This is a genomic window from Vescimonas sanitatis (assembly GCF_049060325.1).
Classification (GTDB): domain Bacteria; phylum Bacillota; class Clostridia; order Oscillospirales; family Oscillospiraceae; genus Vescimonas; species Vescimonas sanitatis.
This window is the reverse complement of sequence record NZ_JBMGPW010000001.1, coordinates 199,324-218,134: the sequence shown is the minus strand read 5'-3', so window position 1 is coordinate 218,134 and position 18,811 is coordinate 199,324. Positions and strand designations below refer to the sequence as shown.

Annotated in this window: 14 protein-coding genes and 1 other RNA gene; 3 read left to right on the top strand and 12 right to left on the bottom strand. The window is 60.9% G+C overall.

The window, feature by feature from the left end:
- Positions 1-159: 159 nt before the first annotated feature.
- The 5 genes from nifJ to murD all read right to left on the bottom strand — a co-directional run bounded on the left by nifJ (position 160) and on the right by murD (position 9,243).
- Positions 160-3,672: a pyruvate:ferredoxin (flavodoxin) oxidoreductase gene (gene nifJ, locus ACOMDU_RS01160; protein WP_421128657.1), complete on the bottom strand. Its 3,513-nt coding sequence runs from the start codon at positions 3,670-3,672 to the stop codon at positions 160-162.
- A 163-nt stretch (positions 3,673-3,835) separates the two neighbouring features.
- On the bottom strand, positions 3,836-5,101 hold the full coding sequence (locus ACOMDU_RS01155; protein WP_421128656.1) for an alpha-amylase family glycosyl hydrolase: 1,266 nt from the start codon (positions 5,099-5,101) through the stop codon (positions 3,836-3,838).
- 13 nt (positions 5,102-5,114) lie between these two features.
- Positions 5,115-7,082: an NAD-dependent DNA ligase LigA gene (ligA, locus tag ACOMDU_RS01150; RefSeq protein ID WP_421128655.1), complete on the bottom strand. Its 1,968-nt coding sequence runs from the start codon at positions 7,080-7,082 to the stop codon at positions 5,115-5,117.
- 10 nt (positions 7,083-7,092) lie between these two features.
- On the bottom strand, positions 7,093-7,788 hold the full coding sequence (gene yunB, locus ACOMDU_RS01145) for a sporulation protein YunB (RefSeq protein WP_421128654.1): 696 nt from the start codon (positions 7,786-7,788) through the stop codon (positions 7,093-7,095).
- 69 nt (positions 7,789-7,857) lie between these two features.
- Positions 7,858-9,243, bottom strand: a complete 1,386-nt coding sequence (gene murD, locus ACOMDU_RS01140; RefSeq protein ID WP_421128653.1) for a UDP-N-acetylmuramoyl-L-alanine--D-glutamate ligase — start codon at positions 9,241-9,243, stop codon at positions 7,858-7,860.
- A gap of 257 nt (positions 9,244-9,500) precedes the next feature.
- Between murD and ACOMDU_RS01135 the strand changes: the two genes are divergently transcribed.
- The 3 genes from ACOMDU_RS01135 (at position 9,501) to ACOMDU_RS01125 (ending at position 11,875) form a co-directional block, all read left to right on the top strand.
- On the top strand, positions 9,501-10,304 hold the full coding sequence (locus ACOMDU_RS01135; protein WP_421128652.1) for a transporter substrate-binding domain-containing protein: 804 nt from the start codon (positions 9,501-9,503) through the stop codon (positions 10,302-10,304).
- A 130-nt stretch (positions 10,305-10,434) separates the two neighbouring features.
- The gene (locus ACOMDU_RS01130) at positions 10,435-11,091 is read left to right on the top strand and encodes an amino acid ABC transporter permease (RefSeq protein WP_421128651.1); all 657 of its coding nucleotides are present in this window, start codon (positions 10,435-10,437) and stop codon (positions 11,089-11,091) included.
- A 13-nt stretch (positions 11,092-11,104) separates the two neighbouring features.
- Positions 11,105-11,875, top strand: coding sequence for an amino acid ABC transporter ATP-binding protein (locus ACOMDU_RS01125; protein WP_421128650.1), 771 nt, complete (start codon positions 11,105-11,107; stop codon positions 11,873-11,875).
- A 46-nt stretch (positions 11,876-11,921) separates the two neighbouring features.
- On the opposite strand, the gene rnpB is transcribed toward ACOMDU_RS01125, so the two are convergent.
- The 7 genes from rnpB to rlmN all read right to left on the bottom strand — a co-directional run bounded on the left by rnpB (position 11,922) and on the right by rlmN (position 18,807).
- Positions 11,922-12,274: RNase P RNA component class A (gene rnpB, locus ACOMDU_RS01120), an RNA gene on the bottom strand.
- 44 nt (positions 12,275-12,318) lie between these two features.
- On the bottom strand, positions 12,319-13,782 hold the full coding sequence (locus tag ACOMDU_RS01115; RefSeq protein WP_421128649.1) for a DUF3794 and LysM peptidoglycan-binding domain-containing protein: 1,464 nt from the start codon (positions 13,780-13,782) through the stop codon (positions 12,319-12,321).
- A 148-nt stretch (positions 13,783-13,930) separates the two neighbouring features.
- The gene (locus tag ACOMDU_RS01110) at positions 13,931-14,089 is read right to left on the bottom strand and encodes a hypothetical protein (protein ID WP_022135903.1); all 159 of its coding nucleotides are present in this window, start codon (positions 14,087-14,089) and stop codon (positions 13,931-13,933) included.
- A gap of 66 nt (positions 14,090-14,155) precedes the next feature.
- Positions 14,156-15,037 carry a ribosome small subunit-dependent GTPase A gene (gene rsgA / locus ACOMDU_RS01105; RefSeq protein WP_421128648.1) on the bottom strand — a complete coding sequence of 294 codons (882 nt, stop codon included), beginning with the start codon at positions 15,035-15,037 and terminating at the stop codon, positions 14,156-14,158.
- Complete coding sequence (gene pknB / locus ACOMDU_RS01100) at positions 15,034-16,992, bottom strand: Stk1 family PASTA domain-containing Ser/Thr kinase (RefSeq protein WP_421128647.1); 1,959 nt, start codon at positions 16,990-16,992, stop codon at positions 15,034-15,036. Before pknB ends, rsgA begins: the two co-directional genes overlap by 4 nt.
- Positions 16,993-16,996: 4 nt before the next feature.
- Complete coding sequence (locus tag ACOMDU_RS01095; RefSeq protein WP_421128646.1) at positions 16,997-17,737, bottom strand: Stp1/IreP family PP2C-type Ser/Thr phosphatase; 741 nt, start codon at positions 17,735-17,737, stop codon at positions 16,997-16,999.
- A 38-nt stretch (positions 17,738-17,775) separates the two neighbouring features.
- Positions 17,776-18,807: a dual-specificity RNA methyltransferase RlmN gene (gene rlmN / locus ACOMDU_RS01090; RefSeq protein ID WP_022135899.1), complete on the bottom strand. Its 1,032-nt coding sequence runs from the start codon at positions 18,805-18,807 to the stop codon at positions 17,776-17,778.
- Positions 18,808-18,811: the final 4 nt, after the last annotated feature.

Below are 18,811 nucleotides of genomic sequence, written 5' to 3'. Positions count from 1 at the left end.
CAACAGTTTAACAATTTTTTCTTATCGGAATAAGTTATTTCCTCCCTGGATCCCCCGTCTGCCCGGTGCACGGCTACCCCCTCCCTTTTCCGCATCCGGAAGCCGCAGATACAGGAAAAAACGCCCCGACCTAATGGCCGGGGCGTTTGCTGCGAAGGCTTACTTCTCCGCGCGGCGCTTATAGGATTCGTACTTCTCCTTGGCGGCTTCCTCCGCCTCGGCGAACAGCACCTTGGCGTTCTCCGGGAAGCTCAGCTCCAGAGAGGCGTAACGAACCTCGCCCTTCATGAAGTCGTACAGGGGCATGGTGGGCTCCTTGCTGTCCAGGGTAAAGGTCTTGGTCTCCGGGCTGTACCGGTACAGGTTCCAATAACCGGAGTTGACGGCGTCCTTCATCTCCTGCTGGACGTTGTTCATGCCCTTCTTGATGCCGTGGTTGATGCAGGGCGCGTAACAGATGACGATGGACGGACCCTTGTGGGCCTCGGCCTCCTTGATGGCCTTGATCAGCTGATTGGGATTGGCGCCCATGGAGCACTGGGCCACATAGACGTTGTCGTAGGTCATCATCAGCATGCCAAGGTCTTTCTTCTTGGTCTTCTTGCCGCTGGCCTGGAATTGGGCAACAGCACCCACAGGCGTGGCCTTGGAGGACTGGCCGCCGGTGTTGGAGTAGACCTCGGTATCCACCAGCAGGACATTCACGTCCTCGCCCATGGCGAACACGTGATCCAGACCGCCGTAGCCGATATCGTAGGCCCAGCCGTCGCCGCCGTACATCCACATGGTCTTCTTGGAGAGATCTTTCTTGCGCTTTAGGATCTCATCCACCAGCTTCTGCTCGTCGGCGGAGAACTTGCCCTTCTCCAGCAGTGCCACCAGCTCAGCAGTGGCGGGGGTGGAGGCGTCCAGGTCATCATACGTCTCCATATACTTGGCGATGGCGGCCTTGACGGCCTCGTCCTTGGTCAGGGCATCCAGCTCCTTAACGTAGCCGGTGACGCAATCACGCAGCTGCTTGACGGCCAGGCACATACCGTAGGAGAACTCGGCGTTGTTCTCGAACAGGGAGTTGGACCACGCCACGCCCTTGCCCTCGGCGTTCTTGCAGTACGGTACGCAGGGCATAGCCGCGCCCCAGGCCTGGGTACAGCCGGTGGCGTTGGCCAGATACATCTTGTCGCCGAACATCTGGGTCAGCAGCTTGATGTAGGGCGTCTCACCGCAGCCGGCACAGGCCCCGTTGAACTCCACCAGGGGCTGCTTGAACTGGCTACCCTTCAGGGTAAATTTGTCCACGCGGGAGGTCTTTTCCTTCACGGTGGTCAGGAAGTTCCAGTCGGTCTGGTCCAGAGACACCTCGTGGGTGGGGACCATCTTCAGTGCCTTGCCGGACTTGGGGCAGGAGGCTACGCAGCTGCCGCAGCTGGTGCAGTCCAGCGTGGAGACGCCCATGGTGTACTTCAGGCCGGCCAGGCCGGGGCCCTTGGCATCCACCAGCGTCATATCCACCGGTGCGGCCTTTACCTCGCCCTCGTCCAGCAGGAAGGGTCGGATGACGGCGTGGGGGCAGACGAAGGAGCACATATTGCACTGGAGGCACTCGGCAGCGTCCCACACAGGCAGATGGGTGGCGATGCCGCGCTTTTCATACTTGGAAGTGCCCAGCGGCATGGTGCCGTCCTCCATGCCCTTGAAGGCGGAAACGGGCAGGTCATCGCCCTTCTGGGCGTTGATGGGCACCAGAATGTTCTTGATGACGTAGGGCAGGCTCTCGTCGGCGGGCTTCAACGCCTTGCCGGTGAGGTTCGTCCATTCGGGCTTCACCTTGACCTCCACCAGGGCGTTGATACCGGCATCCACGGCGGCGATGTTCATGTTGACGACCTTCTCGCCCTTGAGTCCGTAGGTCTTTTTGACGGCGTCCTTCATGTGGGCCACGGCGTCCTCCACGGGGATAACGTTGGCCAGCTTGAAGAAGGCGGCCTGCAGCACCATGTTGGAGCGGTTGCCCAGACCCAGCGCCTGAGACTCCTTGTTGGCGTCGATGATGTAGAACTTGATGTCGTTGTCGGCGATGTACTTGAGGATCTCGCCGGGAACATGCTGCTCCAGCTCGTTCTCCGTCCACTCGCAGTTCAGCAGGAAGCTGCCGTGGGGCTTCAGCTCATGGATAATGTCGTACTTGGTCAGGTACGTCTGGTTGTGGCAGGCGATGAAGTCCGCGCTGCTCACATAATAGGTAGAGCTGATGGGGTGCTTGCCGAAGCGCAGGTGGCTCTTGGTGATACCAAAGGACTTCTTGGTGTCATACTCAAAGTACGCCTGACAGTACATATCTGTCGTCTCACCGATGATCTTGATGGAGTTCTTGTTGGCGCCCACGGTACCGTCGGAGCCCAGACCCCAGAACTTGCAGGAGATGGTGCCCTCCGGTTCGGTCAGCAGCGGCGCGCCCACAGGCAGGGACAGATGAGTCACGTCGTCCACGATGCCGATGGTAAAGTGGTTCTTCGGCTCGCCCAACAGCAGATTGTCGAACACGGCCTTGATCTGGGCGGGGGTGGTGTCCTTGCTGGACAGGCCGTAGCGTCCGGCGTAGATGGCGGGGCGGTCGCTCTCGTTGATGTAGGCGGCGCAGATGTCCTCGTACAGCGGCTCGCCGATGGAGCCGATCTCCTTGACGCGGTCCAGAACGGCGATTTTCTTCACCGTCTTGGGCATAGCGGCCATCAGATGCTTGCGGGAGAAGGGACGGAACAGGTGTACCTGCAGGAAGCCCACCTTCTCGCCCTTGGCGTTCAGGTAATTGACGACCTCCTGGGCGCAGCCGCCCACAGAGCCCATAGCCACGATAACACGCTCGGCGTCCGGTGCGCCGTAGTAGTTGAAGAGGTGGTACTCGCGGCCGGTGAGCTTGCTGATCTGGGCCATATAGTCTTCTACGATTTCCGGCAGCTCGGCATAGGCCGTGTTGTTGGACTCGCGCAGCTGGAAGTAGATATCGGGGTTATCCACCAGAGAACGCATCCGGGGATCCTCCGGGTTCAGGGCGTTGGCGCGGAAGGCGGCCAGCGCGTTGTAGTCCACCAGCTTGGCGTACTCGTCGTAGGTCAGCACGTCGATCTTCTGGATCTCGTGGCTGGTACGGAAGCCGTCGAAGAAGTGCAGGAACGGGATACGCGCCTTGATGGCACTCAGATGCGCCACAGCAGCCAGATCTGCCGCCTGCTGGACGCTGCCGCTGGACAGCATGGCAAAGCCCGTCTGCCGGCAGTTCATCACGTCGGAGTGGTCGCCGAAGATGGAGAACGCATGGGTGCCCACGGTACGGGACGCCACGTGCAGCACGCCGGGCAGGCGCTCGCCGGAGATGCGGTGCATGGTGGGGATCATCAGCATCAGGCCCTGGGACGCGGTGAAGCTGGTGGCCAAAGCACCGGCCTCCAACGCACCGTGACAGGCGCCGCAGGCACCGGCTTCGGACTGCATCTCAACCAGACGCACCGGCTGGCCGAAGATGTTTTTCCTGCCGTTGGCCGACCAGGCATCGGCGTGCTCCGCCATGGGGCTGGACGGCGTAATGGGATAGATGGCAGCGACCTCGGAAAAGGCGTATGCCACATACGCCGCCGCTTCGTTGCCGTCGCAGATCTTCATGATTTTGCTCATTCTTTTCTTTCCTCCTCTATAAACATAGAAGTATCCCGCTTTTCGGGCGGGCGCATTAAAACAGTGTTAATTATACCATTCACGCGCGCAATAATCAATGCAGGGGGAGCGATTCTGTAACAACTGCTACAAAATCGCTCCCTGTTTTGGTGAAAAGTACAACTCAGATGACCATCGGCTCGCCGCTGATATCGACCTGCCCATCGGTGACGGTCAAATCACCGCCCAGTTGATTTTTGTACATGCCGTCGGCCAGCGCCACCGATACGCGGCCGCCGCAGCCGGACAGATCAAATACGCCGGTGCGCTCCCCTGCCGGGGACTTATAGTGCCCGATAACAGCGCCGCCGCTGACCTCGTACCACACCGCACCCTCCAGCGGCAGCGTCTGCTTCATGGCCTTGCACCGGCGCAGGAAGTCCGACAGGTCAGACCGCTTGTCGCCGAAATTATCGTCCGCATCAAATAGCCCTACCTGACGGCGCGGTGCAAACTCCGTGCCGCCGTAGAGCAGCATACTGCCCCGACAGAAGTACAAAAATGCCAGCCAGTGCCGCAGCCGCCGTTCGTCCTGCACCCAGTGGGCCAGACGCGGTGTGTCGTGGTTCTCACCGCAGCGCATCTTGATAAAACCCGCGGGATATGTCAGCTCCTGGTAGTTCAGCATATCGATGTACTGCCGCAGGCTGTTTTCCCCGGACAGGTACCCTTCGAACCACGGCCAGATATCATAGTCGTAGGTCATGTCGAAGGCCCGGTACAGCTCCGTATCCGTGGCGCAATAGGCACCCTGCCGCCGCAGACCCAGCACATGGGCGCCGTGTACGCTCTCCGCCAGCCAGATGCAGCCGGGGCGGACCACTTCCACCTCCTGCCGCGCCCGGGCCCAGAAGTCCAGGGGCACGCTGCTGGCCACATCGCAGCGGAAGCCATCCACGATCTCCGCCCACATTTTCAGCGTATCGATCTGGTAGCGCCACAGTTCCTTGTGGGTATAATCCAGGTCTACTACATCCCACCAATCCGCCACATGGCGGCTGGGCCGACCCTGCTCGTCCCGGAAAAACCACTCCGGGTGGGTCTGGGCCAGCACCGAGTCCGGCGACGTGTGGTTGTACACCACGTCGATGATGCACTTCATGCCCCGGACATGGATGGCGCCCACCAGATGGCGGAAATCCTCCACGGTGCCGTACTCCGGGTTCACGCCCCGGTAGTCACGGATGGCGTAGGGACTGCCCAGCGTGCCCTTGCGGCCCACCTCGCCAATAGGATGGATAGGCATCAGCCATACAATATCCGTACCCAAGGCGCTCAATCGGTCCAGATCACGTTCCAGCGCACGGAAGGTGCCCTCCGGTGTGTGGTTTCGCACGAACACGCTGTAGATCAGCTGATGCTGCAATGTCTTATCCGTATTCACTGCCATATTGATTGCCTCCTCAGTCCAGAAGTGCTAAAAATTCGTCCTCCGTCAGCACGGGAATGCCCAGCGCCTCTGCTTTTTGCAGCTTGCTGCCGGCATTTTCTCCGGCCACCACATAGGTGGTCTTTTTTGACACGGAGCCGGCGGCCTTGCCGCCCCGCTTTTCGATCATCTCCGCCGCCGCGTCTCGGGTAAACTTTTCCAGCGTGCCTGTCAGCACAAAAGTCATTCCGGCAAAACGACTGTCAACCGTTTTCTCTTTACAGGTCATATTGACGCCGACGGCCTTCAGCCGCGCCAGCAGATCGCGGGACTGGGGGCTTTTCATCCACTGGCAGAGATACCGCGCGGTAATGGGGCCCACGTCGTCCACGGCAGTCAGCTCCTCCTCCGGAGCCGCTGCCAGTGCGTCCATAGTGCCGAACCGCTGCGCCAGCGTCTTGGCAGCCTTCTCCCCCACCTGCCGTATGCCCAGCGCGTTGATGAGCCGCCACAGGTCGTTGTCCCGGCTTCTGGCGATAGCGTCCACCGCATTCTGCGCCGATTTTTTGCCCATGCGCTCCAGCGGCTCCAGCTGCTTCGGCGTTAGGCTGTACAGGTCCGCGGCGGTCCGGACAAGTCCGCTGTCGATCAGCTGCTGCATCACCGCAGGTCCCAGCCCGTCAATGTCCATAGCGCCCCTGCTGGCAAAGTGGGTCAGGTACTGCAGCAGCTGGGCGGGGCACTCCGCGCCGGTGCAGCGCAGCGCCGCGCCGTCCTCGTCCCGCACCACCGGTGCGCCGCACACGGGGCACGTCTCGGGCAGGGTATAGGGCTTCGTCCCGGCGGGACGCTTGTCCGCCACCACCTCAACGATCTCCGGGATGATCTCGCCGGCCTTCCGCACCAACACCGTATCCCCCACCCGGATATCCTTCTGGGTAATATAATCCTGGTTATGCAGCGTGGCAAAGGCGACCGTCGTGCCCGCCAGCCGTACCGGCTCCAGCTCCGCCTTGGGCGTCAGCACACCGGTGCGGCCCACCTGTACCACGATATCCTTCACCACCGACGGCTTGACCTCCGGCGGATATTTGTATGCAATGGCCCATTTGGGGAACTTTGCCGTACTGCCGATAACCTCGCGGTCATGCAGGTCGTCCAGCTTCACCACCGCACCGTCGATATCGAAAGGAAACTGCTCACGGCCATCGCCCAGCGCCGCGATCTCCGCCAGGATATCCGACGGCGCAGACAGCCGCTTGTGGGGAATCACCTTGAAATGCTGACTGGCCAGATAGTCGATCGTCTCTGTGTGGGTGGAAAATTCCCGGCCCTCCGCCAGCTGCAAATTAAAGACCGCGATGTCCAGCCGCCGCTGGGCGGCGATCTTGGGGTCCAGCTGCCGCAGGGAGCCGGCGGCGGCGTTGCGGGGATTGGCCATCAGTGGCTTGCCCTCGATCTCACGCCGGGCGTTGATCTCCTCAAACACACTGCGGGCCATGTACACCTCGCCCCGCACGATGAGGCGGGGCAGCTTCTCCGGCAGAGTCATGGGGATGGACCGGATCGTCCGCAGATTTTCGGTCACGTCCTCCCCCACCCGTCCGTCACCCCGGGTGGCACCGCGGACGAACACGCCGTCACGGTATTCCAGAGCCACGGAGAGGCCGTCCACCTTCGGTTCCACGCTGTAGGCGGGGTGCTCCAGGGGTATCTTCTCCAGGAAGCGGCAGACCTCCTCGTCGTCGAACACATCCTGCAGGCTTTCCAGCGGCACGGCGTGGGTCACCTGCTGAAACTCCGTCAGCGTCTGTCCGCCCACCCGCTGGGTGGGAGAATCCGGCGTGATCTCCTCCGGATGCGCTGCCTCCAAGTCCTCCAGCCGCCGCAGCAGATGGTCATATTCATAATCTGACATGGTGGGCGCATCCAGCACGTAGTAGAGGTATCCGTTCTCCGTCAGCGTGCGGCGCAGCTCCTGTATCTCCTTGCGATAGTCCATATCCAAGCCCTCATCCATTGTTCATAATGTACTCGTCGGCGTAATCCTCGATCTTATCCTCCGTGGTGCTGAAATAGGTGTACGTCTGGGGCACGCCGCCCACGATCACCGTCTCCGCCACGGATATCTCGTTGCTCACTTTTGTGTAGGTGGTGATCCCCGGCAGCAGGATACTCACGCGTACGTCTACATCCAGCAGGATCTGGTGCTTTGTCTGGTTGATGCCCGCCGCCGTGAATTTATCCCGGAATTTGGCGGTAGCCGTGCCGATGGTCTCCATTTTTACCGTCAGCTTCGGCCCTCGGCCCGCCAGCAACGGCGAACCGGTCAGTGTGCCCAGCGGCACCGCCAGTTCACTGGCGGATACCTGACTCAGCCGCGCCAGTACGTCATCCGCCACCGCGGTCTGCAGGCGGTTGAACTCCGCCATATTGCTGCTCAGCGCCGTCACGCGGCCGTCGCTGTCCTTGTCGAACTTTACCAGCCGGTCGTATTCCATCCAGCCGTTTTCCACGGCGTCGTTCACCGCCGCCACCACGATGCGGCTGACAGTATTGGCGCACCGGGCTGTTGCCAGATTTTCCAGCATGGGCCGCAGGTGCAGCAGGATCGCCGCCAGCAGCGCCGTCAGCGCCAGCAGGATGATCGCCAGCCACACACGCACCCGCTGCCGCCGGGTCAATCGTATATACCGCAGCCGGCCCATGCCGTCACCTCCCATAGACGCGCTGTATGACGCGCTTACTACGGAAGTCTATGACACCACGGCTTTTCCTCATTCCTCCCAGCCGTTCACGATGGCTTTGAAAAAGTCGCCGCGCTCGGCAAAGTTCTTGAATTGGTCAAAAGATGCACAGGCCGGCGACAGCGTCACCACATCACCGGGCTGTGCCCGATCGCGGGCGGCCTGCACCGCCGCTGCCAGAGGCGCGGCGTCGATGATCTCCGGGTGGCCGGGCCGGTACCCCGACGCATTCTCCACGGCGGCGCGTATTTTATCCGCTGTGGCACCGCAGAGCACCAGCAACTTCACATGCGCCACGATCTCCGGCCCCAGCACATCAAAGGGAATGTGTTTGTCATAGCCGCCGGCGATCATGATTACCTTCTCGCTGAACGACCGCAGCCCCGCGATGGCACGGGAGGGACTGGAGGCAATGGAGTCATTATAATACCGCACGCCCTTATAGGTTCGTACCAGCTCGATGCGGTGCTCCACACCGCCGAATTCCCGGGCAAAGGTCCGGATGACCTGGTCCGGCACCAGGCCGTCCACGGCGGCGATGGCCGCCATGTAGTTCTCCACGTTGTGTACGCCGGGAATTTTGATGTCCCCGGCGGTCATAACGACCCGCTCGTGCCCTCCGCTGCGGCAGACAACGTCCTCGCCCCGCAGGAACACGCCGTCGGCAACCTCACCCTGCCTGCTGAAGAGGCGGGCGCGGCCGGGCGCGCGGGTGGACTGCTCTGCTGTGATGGCATTATCCGCATTAAAAATGGCAATGTCCTCCCGACTCTGATGGGTAAAAATATTCTCCTTGGCCGCCACATACTCCGCCATGTCCCGGTGCACATCCAGATGGTTGGGCGCCAGATTGGTGACGACCGCAATGTGCGGACTCTGCGTCATGGTCATCAGCTGGAAGCTGGACAGCTCCAACACCGCAAAATCCGTGCTCAGCATTCCGTCCGCCTCGCACAGCAGCGGGTGGCCGATATTGCCGCCCACCCACACACGCTTTCCGGCCTTTTTCAGCAGCTCGGCAATGATGGTGGTGGTCGTCGTCTTTCCGTCAGAGCCGGTGACAGCGATGATCGGACACGGGCAGATCCGGAAGAAAACCTCCATTTCACTGGTCAAAACGGCGCCTTTTTGAACACAGGCCGATATCTCCGGCACATCCGGGCGCAGCCCCGGTGTGCGGAAGATCACGTCCGCCTCCAGATCCTTCAAATAATCCGGACCCAGGTGCAGCTCGCAGCCAAGACGCTCCAGGTCTTCGGCCTGCTGCCCCATCTGCTCGCGGGTACGCTTATCGCAGGCGGCAACGCGCAGCCCTTCCGCCGCAAGCAGCTTCAGCAGCGGCGTGTTGCTGACGCCGATGCCGATGACCGCCACAAGCTTATTTCTAATAGAGTCCACATATTCCCGCAGGGTCATAGGTGTCTCCCTCCCCAAATTTTTTATTTAACTAATATATTATACCGCAATCGGCGGGATTTTCAATTAGCTTTTTCCTTCGGAAACCCGGAAAATCCCCTGTGGCAGAGCACAGCTGTCATATTGCACAAATCCGGAAGGAAAATTTGTGTAAATGTCGGACGTTTTACTTCTTTACACTATCGTTCTAAAGTGCTAATATGATAGCGTAGTAAATCAAGCGGTGAACAGAGCCGCAGAAAACGGAGGAACATCCCATGAAGAAATTTGTTGCCATGCTGCTGGCGTTGGTCATGACTCTGAGTCTGGCGGCCTGCGGGCAGAAGAACGACACCAAGGACGACGCCAATTCCGACACCAAGGAGCTGACCTACGCAGTGGAAGCCGGCTCCGCCGGTGAGGCTGCCGCCGCCGAGAAGGGCTTTAAGACCGTGTCCGTGGACACTCAGGCAAAGGCTCTGATGGAGGCGGACGCCGGCACCGCCGACGCCGCGATCATTGACCTGCTGATGGCAGGTGCCATGGTGGGCGAGAACACCAGCTACCCCAATCTGAAGGTCACGGATCAGAAGCTGACCTCTGAGCTGTACGGCATCGGCTGCCGCAAGGGCAGCGATCTGGCGTCCTTCATCAATAGCGTTCTGGCGGAGACCTACGCCAGCGGCAAGATGCAGGAGGTCGCCACTACCTACGGTGTGCAGGAGTCTCTGGTGGAGCAGTCCCCCTGTGAGTACACCGCCTCCGAGAGTGACAGCGATGTACAGTACATCAAGGACAAGGGCAAGCTGATCGTCGGTATCACCGAGTTTGAGCCTATGGACTATCAGGACGCCAACGGGCAGTGGATCGGCTTCGATGCGGACATGGCGAAGCTGGTCGCCGAGAAGCTGGGCGTGGAGGTTGAGTTCCAGGTCATCAACTGGGACACCAAGATCGAGGAGCTGGACGGCAAGACCATCGACTGCGTGTGGAACGGCATGACTTTGACCGACGCCGTGATGAACGCCATGGAGTGCAGCAACGCTTACTGCAACAACGCACAGGTGGTCATTACCAAGTGAGTTGCCAAACCGTCTGATTTGTGATATGATACTTACCCATGGCAGAGGGCGTACAGCGTCCTCTGCCTTTGGGCGGAATATTCGTAAAGGGTTTCCCCTCCCCGCGAAGTAACCACGAAGGAGTTTTTTCATGTTCTGGACTGTCACCCTCTCCCTGTTAGGCGGCATGGGACAGCTGCTGAAGCTGTTCTTTCTGACGTTGCTGTTCTCCCTTCCTCTGGGGCTTTTGATCGCCTTTGCCCTACGCAGCCGCTGCAAGCCGGTAAGCTGGCTTTTTAACGTGATTGTCTGGATCATCCGTGGCACGCCGCTGATGCTCCAGCTTATCATCATCTTCTACGGTCCCGGCAAATGGTTCAACAACAATATCTGGGCGAGCTTCAGCGACCCCCGTATGGCGGCGTGCGTCATCGCCTTCGTCATCAACTATGCCTGCTACTTCGCCGTGATCTACCGGGGCGGCATCGAGAGCGTCCCCGTGGGGCAGCAGGAGGCGGGACAGGTGCTGGGCATGACGAAAAGCCAGATTTTTTTTAAGATCACGCTGTTGCAAATGGTCAAGCGCATCCTGCCCCCCATGTCCAATGAGGTCATCACGCTGGTGAAGGACACCTCCCTCGCCAAGACCATCGCCATCATGGAGCTGATCATGACCGGCGAGTCCTACATGAAGTCCTCCGGTATCACATGGCCGCTGTTCTACACGGCTGTGTTCTATCTGGCTCTGGTAGGCGTTCTGACACTGCTGTTCAACTACGCCGAGCGCAAGCTCAGTTATTTCCGCTAAGGAGGTGCCGCACATGGCGATCTTAGACGTACAGCACATCGAAAAGCACTTTGGCGACACCCACGTGCTGGAGGACATCAGCTTCTCTCTGGAGGAGGGGCAGGCTCTGTCCATCATCGGCTCCTCCGGCAGCGGCAAAACCACGTTGCTGCGCTGCCTGAATTTTCTGGAAACGCCGGATAAGGGCGTGATCACCGTACGCGGTGAAAAGCTCTTCGACGCCGACGACCCCGCCACCCTTTCCGAGAGCGAGATCCGTAAAAAGCGTCTCCACTTCGGCATGGTATTCCAGAGCTTTAACCTCTTTCCCCAGTACACCGCCTTGGAAAACGTGACGCTGGCGCGTGAGTTGATGGCTAAGTCGGAGAAAACCGGAGAGAGTCACGACGACATCCTTGCCGAAGGCAAACGGCTTTTGGCGGACATCGGTCTGGCTGACCGCATGAGCAACTACCCCCACCAGCTGTCCGGCGGGCAGCAGCAGCGCGTGGCGATTGCCCGCGCACTGGCGATGAAGCCCGACATTCTCTGCTTCGACGAGCCGACCTCCGCCCTCGACCCGGAGCTGACCGGCGAGGTGCTCCGGGTGATACGCGGTCTCGCCCAGCAGCACACCACCATGATCATCGTCACCCACGAGATGGCGTTTGCCAGAGACGTGGCGGATCAGGTCATCTTCATGGATGGCGGCGTGATTGTGGAGCAGGGCGCGGCGCGGGAGGTCATCGACCACCCACGGCAGGAGCGCACTAAGCAGTTCCTGTCCCGCTATTCCGAAATTTAACAGATGGAAAGAAAGCCCCCACGCCTTCGCGTGGGGGCTTTCATATCGTGCGAGTATGCCTATAAGCCGGGTTCTGTTTTGATAGTCATCTATCTACGCGTGCCGTCGCCGGTACGCTCAAGCCACCTCGGGAGCAGCCGGGCCGGCCTATGCTCCCATACCGGTGTTGCTCCGGATAGAGTTTACAGCGACGGTCGCTTTCACACGCCGTCGGGTGAGCTCTTACCTCGCCTTTCCACCCTTACCTCATCGACGCAAAGCCGACGGGCGGTATATCTCTGTTGCACTTTTCCTGAAGTCGCCTTCGGCGGGCGTTACCCGCTATCCTTGCCCTGTGGAGCCCGGACTTTCCTCATGGACGGGCTTTCGCCCTGCCCCCGCGACTATCCAGCGTACTCGCAGGATCAATTCTACCCAAACGGCGGCGGAAAGTCAACGAAAATTTACCGAACGCGGGGGATCAGCAGCATTTTATCCGGTACCGTTCCCTCCTCCAACTGGTTCACCGCGCGAATCAGCTCCTCGTCGGTGCGGTACTGCTTTGCCGCATCCCACAGAGTCTCTCCCGGCGCCAGACGGCGCATGACCAGAGATGGCCGGCGGGCATTTTCCTGCTCAGGCAGACACTGCACCGCACTGACGGTTGACAGCGTTTCACGGGGCGCGGCGGCGGGCGATACCGCCACCGCCTGCCGCAGATCACAACCGCTGCCGGTGAAGGCTACCTCCGGTGCGCCGCACAGGGTACAGACCTCTCCCTCTCCCAGCGGCAGCTGCGCCATTTTTTCGGTGACGGCCGGGGCATCCTCCTCGTCCAGATACAGCAGACGCATACGCACGTCGGCGCAGGGCGTACCGTCTTCTCCGGCGGAGGGCGCGCAGGCGGTATCCGTAACGAACACGAAGGGCCGCTGACGGCCGAAATCCAGATGCTGGACCGCCTCCTGCCGCACGGGGCGCTCCGGCGCCAGGGGCAGGGACCGTTCTGTCGTTTCCAGCTTGGTGCCGCAGTGGGTGCTGTACAGATCCGTAACGCAGGATACCGTCTCCTTACGCGTGATACGCAGCAGCAGCCGAAGCTCCGCCGAGACGGAGAATCCGCTGCTCTCCTCGGTCCGCAGCAGACGCGCCTCGCCACAGATCAGCTGCACCCGGGCGGCAACATCCCCCTCCTCACCGCCGGCCGGGCTGTCCACGATCTGGGAGAAGGGCACAGCGGCGGTGTATGTATGCAGCTTCTGCTGCTGGCAGCGATACAGGGCACAGAGGGTCAGTTCGCCCTTTACCAGCAGCTTGGCGCCCACCAGCTGGCAGGAGGCGACCTGGGGGTACAGGCGGCAGATGAGCAGGTCCTCCGGTGCCGGCTGGCCGGCCGGTACCGTGACCTCACCGGCGACGGCACACTCACGCTCCGCCATGGCGGCGGTCATGTACAGCTCATGCTCCCGGCGGCGCAGCCGCAGGGCGGGGTCCTCCTCCACGCCGCAGCACAGCTGTACGGTGGTGCAGGTATAGCCGCAGACCGTCCACTCCGGCATCAGACGCAGGGACAAACGGCGGGGCGTCAGTGCCTGGGCCTCGCACAGCAGTAGCCTTCCGGCGGCCCACAGCACCTGGCAGACCGCCAGGGGACGGTTCTCCGCCGTGCAGACAAAGGGCACCGCCTGGGTCAGGCTCCGCAGTCCCACGCTCTCCTCTGATGTATACAGCACCGTGACCCGAACAGTACCCTTCAGTTCCAGATTGCCGCTGCGGGCGGTGATGGACCGCAGACACAGTGTGCCCGAGGCCTCCACCACACGCCCCATGTCCGGGCAGTAATCGGGGATGGCTGCCTCCAGCGTCTCCTCATGGGTCAGCGTCAGCCGGGGCACCTCATCCCAGCAGGTGATATCTTTCCATTGCAAGCCACATTCCATCGTTCCAGCCCTCACATTCCTATGGTTTGTGACCATTCTATGTGTGAACTCCGGCGGTTATGCCGCCACGCCGAACAGCCGGCGCAGCAGTCCCCGCATCCCACGGGGCGCCCGCCAGACGATGATCCTCATGCCTTCACCTCCTGTCCCTCAAACACGCGATGCCGCAGGCGATCAGCAAAAACGACACCAGGAACATTAAGCAGCCCACCGGGAACACCGCCGCGATCAGGATACCCAGTCCCAATCCCAGCGCACAAATGCCCAACCAGCAGCAGCCGCCCCATCTTCGCACCGTATATCCCTCCCCCTGCTCCAGTATATGAAACGCAAAAAGCGGAGTGCATCGCACTCCGCTTTTTCACTTCTTCTGCCAGGCCCGCAGGTCCTTCAGTTCATCATAGAGCCGCAGGTAGCTCCTGTGGCGGCTGGCAGGGATATCGCCGTCCTGCACAGCCTGCAGCACACGGCAGCCCTTTTCCTTTGTGTGGGTGCAGCCGGTAAAGCGGCACTGGTCCACATAGGGCGCAAATTCTGGGAACGTCTCCGGCAGGCGCGCCTTCAGTTCCAGGTCCATTTCCTCTGTATCAAAGGAGGAAAAACCCGGTGTGTCGATCACATAGGTGCCGCCGCCCAGAGCAAACAGCTCCACATGGCGCGTGGTATGGCGGCCGCGGCCAAGGGCCTTGCTGACCTCGCCCACCGGCAAATGCAATTCCGGCAGCAGCCGATTCAGCACGCTGGACTTCCCCACGCCGGAGTTCCCGGTAAAGGCATTCAGCTTTCCGGCGATGGCGGCGCGAAGCGTCTCCAGTCCCTCCCCTGTCTCGGCGCTGATACGCAGCACCGGCAGGGCGGAATGACTATAGATGTCATACAGCTCGTCCGCCGTGTTCAGATCGCACTTGTTCAGACACAGCAGCACCTGACAGCCCTTCAGGGCGGCGATGGCGGCAATGCGGTCAATGAGATACGGCTCCGTCACAGGGATGGCGGCGGAGGCCAGGATGACCAGCTGATCGATATTGGCGGCGGCGGGACGGGAAAACACATTGCGGCGCGGCTCCACAGCCTCCACAAAGCCCTCGCCCCCGCCCAGGTCACGGACCTGGACCCAGTCGCCCACCAGCGGGCTCATGCCCTCCCGGCGGAACTTTCCACGGGCGCGGCATTGCAGCGTCTCGGCTCCGGTATTTACATAGTAAAAACCGCTGAGTGCCTTCTCGATGCGGCCCCGGCTCAAAAGCGTATCTCCTGAATAGCGGAGACCTTGGTGGCCCCGGTGTTCATGCTGGTAAAGACGGCACAGACGTTAGAACTGGTCCCAGTCTTGCCGGTGAAGGTATATGTCACCGTCCCCATGGAGGCGTTGATGTACTGGCTGTCCAGAGTCACGCTGTCCTGCTCGAACTCCACCTTGATCATACCCTCCATATCGCTGGGCATGGTAAACTCCACCACCCGGGCCGCTGTGGCGTCGTCGCTGTTCTTCTGCCCGCTGACGGTAAAGCTGATTTTTGTACCGCCGGGAACCTCGCTGGTGGGCTTGATGCTCTGCTCGATCACCTGACCCTGGGGCGCAAAGCTGAATGTGTCATAGGTGATCTCGCCCACGGTAAGGCCCAGGTCCTGAGCATTCTGCACTGCGTTGGCGATATCCTGACCGGTGAAGGTAGGCACCGTCACCGTTTCCGGCCCGGTGCTGACCCGCAGGATCACCGTCTGTCCGGCCACCAGCGGTTCGTCGGCGGCAGGGACTGTCTCGATCACGGCGTCCGCGCCGTATTTGTCGGAGGACACGGTTTCCGTGGTGATCTTCAGATCCAGACCCATATCGGTCAGAAGCACGCGCGCCTGCCGGTACTCCATGCCCACCAGGTCCTTCATCGGCACCTTCTCCGGCTCAGCGGCCACATAGACCTGAATGACCAGATTGCTCTTTCGGGTGCGGCCGGCAGCGGGATCCTGCTCGACGATCTGCCCCGGCTGGTATTCCTCCGTAGTGCGGGTACCCTGTACCTCGATCAGGAAGATATCCTTTACGCCCTCCATCTCCTGGGCCTCCTCCACAGTCTTGCCGCGGATATCGGGCACAGGGTAGCTCTTGTTGCTGCCGGCAGGGCCGAAATCGCCCAGTATCAGCTTGAACAGCAGCACAACCAGCAGCACCGCCGCGGCAAAGATCCCGGCGATGATAGCAATAGACTTCTTATCCCGGCGGGGCGGCTCCTCTTCCGCCTCGCGCTCCCGGCGCAGCTCGCCGGTGTGCTTTTTTACGGCGGAGGCCACCTGCGCCGTGGGCAGGGGCATGGTAGGCTCGGTATCCGCGGCAGGGGCAGTCAGCTCCTGCCGGATATAGTCCATATCCACAGAGGGGTCCCGGCGGAACTTCTCCAGATCCTCGATCATGGCGTCCGCCGAGGCGTAGCGCTTGTTGGGGTCGCTGTTCATAGCCTTCATGCAGATCAGCTCCAGCGGCTCGGGGATACTGGGATCGATATCCCGGGGCGCCAGAGGCACGGAGCTCAGGTGCTGGATGGCCACGGATACGGCGCTGTCGCCCTCAAAGGGCAGGCGTCCGGTGAGCATCTCATACAGCACAACACCGGCGGAATAGATATCCGAGCGCGCGTCGATACGGTCGCCCCGGGCCTGCTCCGGCGAGATGTAGTGCACTGAGCCAAGCGCCTCCTGGGTCAGTGTCTGCCCCTGGTTGGCAAGGCAGGCAATGCCGAAATCAGCCACCTTCACGCTGCCGTCCCGCAGGACCATGATGTTCTGGGGCTTGATATCACGGTGGATGATGCCGCGGCTGTGGGCGTGGCTCAGGCCACGCATGATCTGGGTGATGAAATGCAGCGACTCCCGCCAGTCCATGCGGCCACGGCGCTCCATATACTGCTTCAGCGTGATGCCATCGATCAGCTCCATGACGATGTATTCCCGGTCCGGATTGGTGGATACGTCATACACCGACACGATGTTGGCGTGGCTCAGCTGCGCTACCGCCTGGGACTCATCGTGGAACCGGCGGCGGAAATCCGCGTTGTCCGCCAGGTCGCTTTTCAGTATCTTTATGGCCACAAGGCGATTCAGCCGGTGGCACCGGGCCTTATAGACATTGGCCATACCGCCGGAGCCGATCAGCTCCAGTATTTCGTAGCGATCGTCCAGCATTTTTCCGATATACTGATCCATGTGGTCATCTCCCTTCCCCGTTCAGCAGCAGCACCGCCGTGATGTTGTCCGGCGCGCCCCGCTGAAGCGATATTTGCAGCAAATGGTCAAGACATTCATTTACGTCCCCGTCGTGGAGGACCTCAAACAGCATCTCCTGATCCGACACGGTGTTCACCAGTCCGTCGGAACAGAGCAGCAGGAACTCGTCCTTGTGCCAGGGCAGTTCGAAAGCGTCCGCCTTGGCGTGGATATCCGGGCCAAGTGCCCGTGTGATGAGATTGCGGTTGGGGTGCGTTCGGGCCTCCAGCGGCGTCAGGTCACCCTTGGCCACCATATTCTCCACCACCGAGTGGTCACGGGATATCTGGAAAATCCCCTCCGGCGTGATGTGATAGGCACGGCTGTCGCCAATGTTGCCGATGACGGCCATGTCGGACCGGGTCACGGCGCACACCAGCGTGGTACCCATGTGCTGGTACTCTGCGTTCCGCGCCGCCTCCTGCCGGATGGCGTCATTGGCGCAGGCGATAGCGCTGAGCATTGCCTGCCGCAGCTGCGGGATGTCCATATCGTCCCGCAGGCTGTCGCGCAGCTCCTTTTCGAACCGGGCTACGGCGATGGCGCTGGCCACCTGTCCGCCGTTGGTGCCGCCCATACCGTCGCACACCACGGCCGCATGGAATGCGCCGGCCTCGAACACGGCGTAGGCGTCCTGATTCTCGCTCCGCACCAACCCGGTATTGGTGATCCCCCACATTTTCATAGTCGCTCACATCCTTTATTCCGTAAAGAGTCCATGTCTCACAGTTGGCCGCGTTCCTGCATTTCCTTCCGCCGCAGCTGGCCGCAGGAGGCGTCGATATCGCCGCCCAGGCTTCTGCGGACCGTGGCGGTAACGCCCAAACTCTCCAACTTCTGCTGGAATGCGCCGATGCGTCTGCTGGGCTTATACGGGCTCTCCACCACGTCGTTCAGGGGTATCAGGTTCACGTGGCCCGGCATACCCTTCAGCTTTTTCGCGATCAGCTCCGCCTGCCAGTCGTGGTCGTTGACGCCGTCGATCATGGCATACTCAAAGCTGATGCGCCGTCCGGTCTTTTGGAAGTATCTGTGGCAGGCGGCAAACAGCGTCTCTACATCATACGCCCGGTTCACCGGCATAATGCGGCTGCGGGTCTCGCTGTCCGGTGCGTGAAGGGATACAGACAGCGTTAATTGAAGCTGCCGATCCGCCAGCGCGTCGATCCCCGGCACTACGCCGCAGGTGGACAGGCTGATATGCCGCATACCGATGTTCATCCCATGAGGGCTGTTGACCAGCTCCAAAAAGCGCAGCACATTGTCCATGTTGTCCAACGGCTCGCCGATACCCATGAGCACGATGTTGGAGACAGGCAGGCCGCTGTCCAGCTGGGTAAACAGCACCTGGTCCAGCAGCTCAGAGGGCCGCAGGTCCCGGACCTTGCCGGCGATGGTGCTGGCGCAAAAGGCGCAGCCCATGCGGCAGCCCACCTGAGAGGAGATACACACGGTGTTGCCGTGGTGGTATTGCATGAGGACTGTCTCGATGCAGTTGCCGTCGGCCAACTCCCACAAATATTTAACGGTCCCGTCCAGCTTTGAGGTCTGCTTCCGGGCCACGGTCGGCGCTGTAATGAAGCACGTCTCGGCCAGCTGGGCACGCAGAGGCTTGGACAAGTCGGTCATCTCGTCAAAGGAGCGCACGCCACGGTGCAGCCAGGTGAATACCTGCTTGGCACGGAAAGCCGGCTGTCCCATATTCTTAAAAAAGTCGGCCAGCTGACGCTCGGTCATGGATTTGATGTCGGTCATGCAA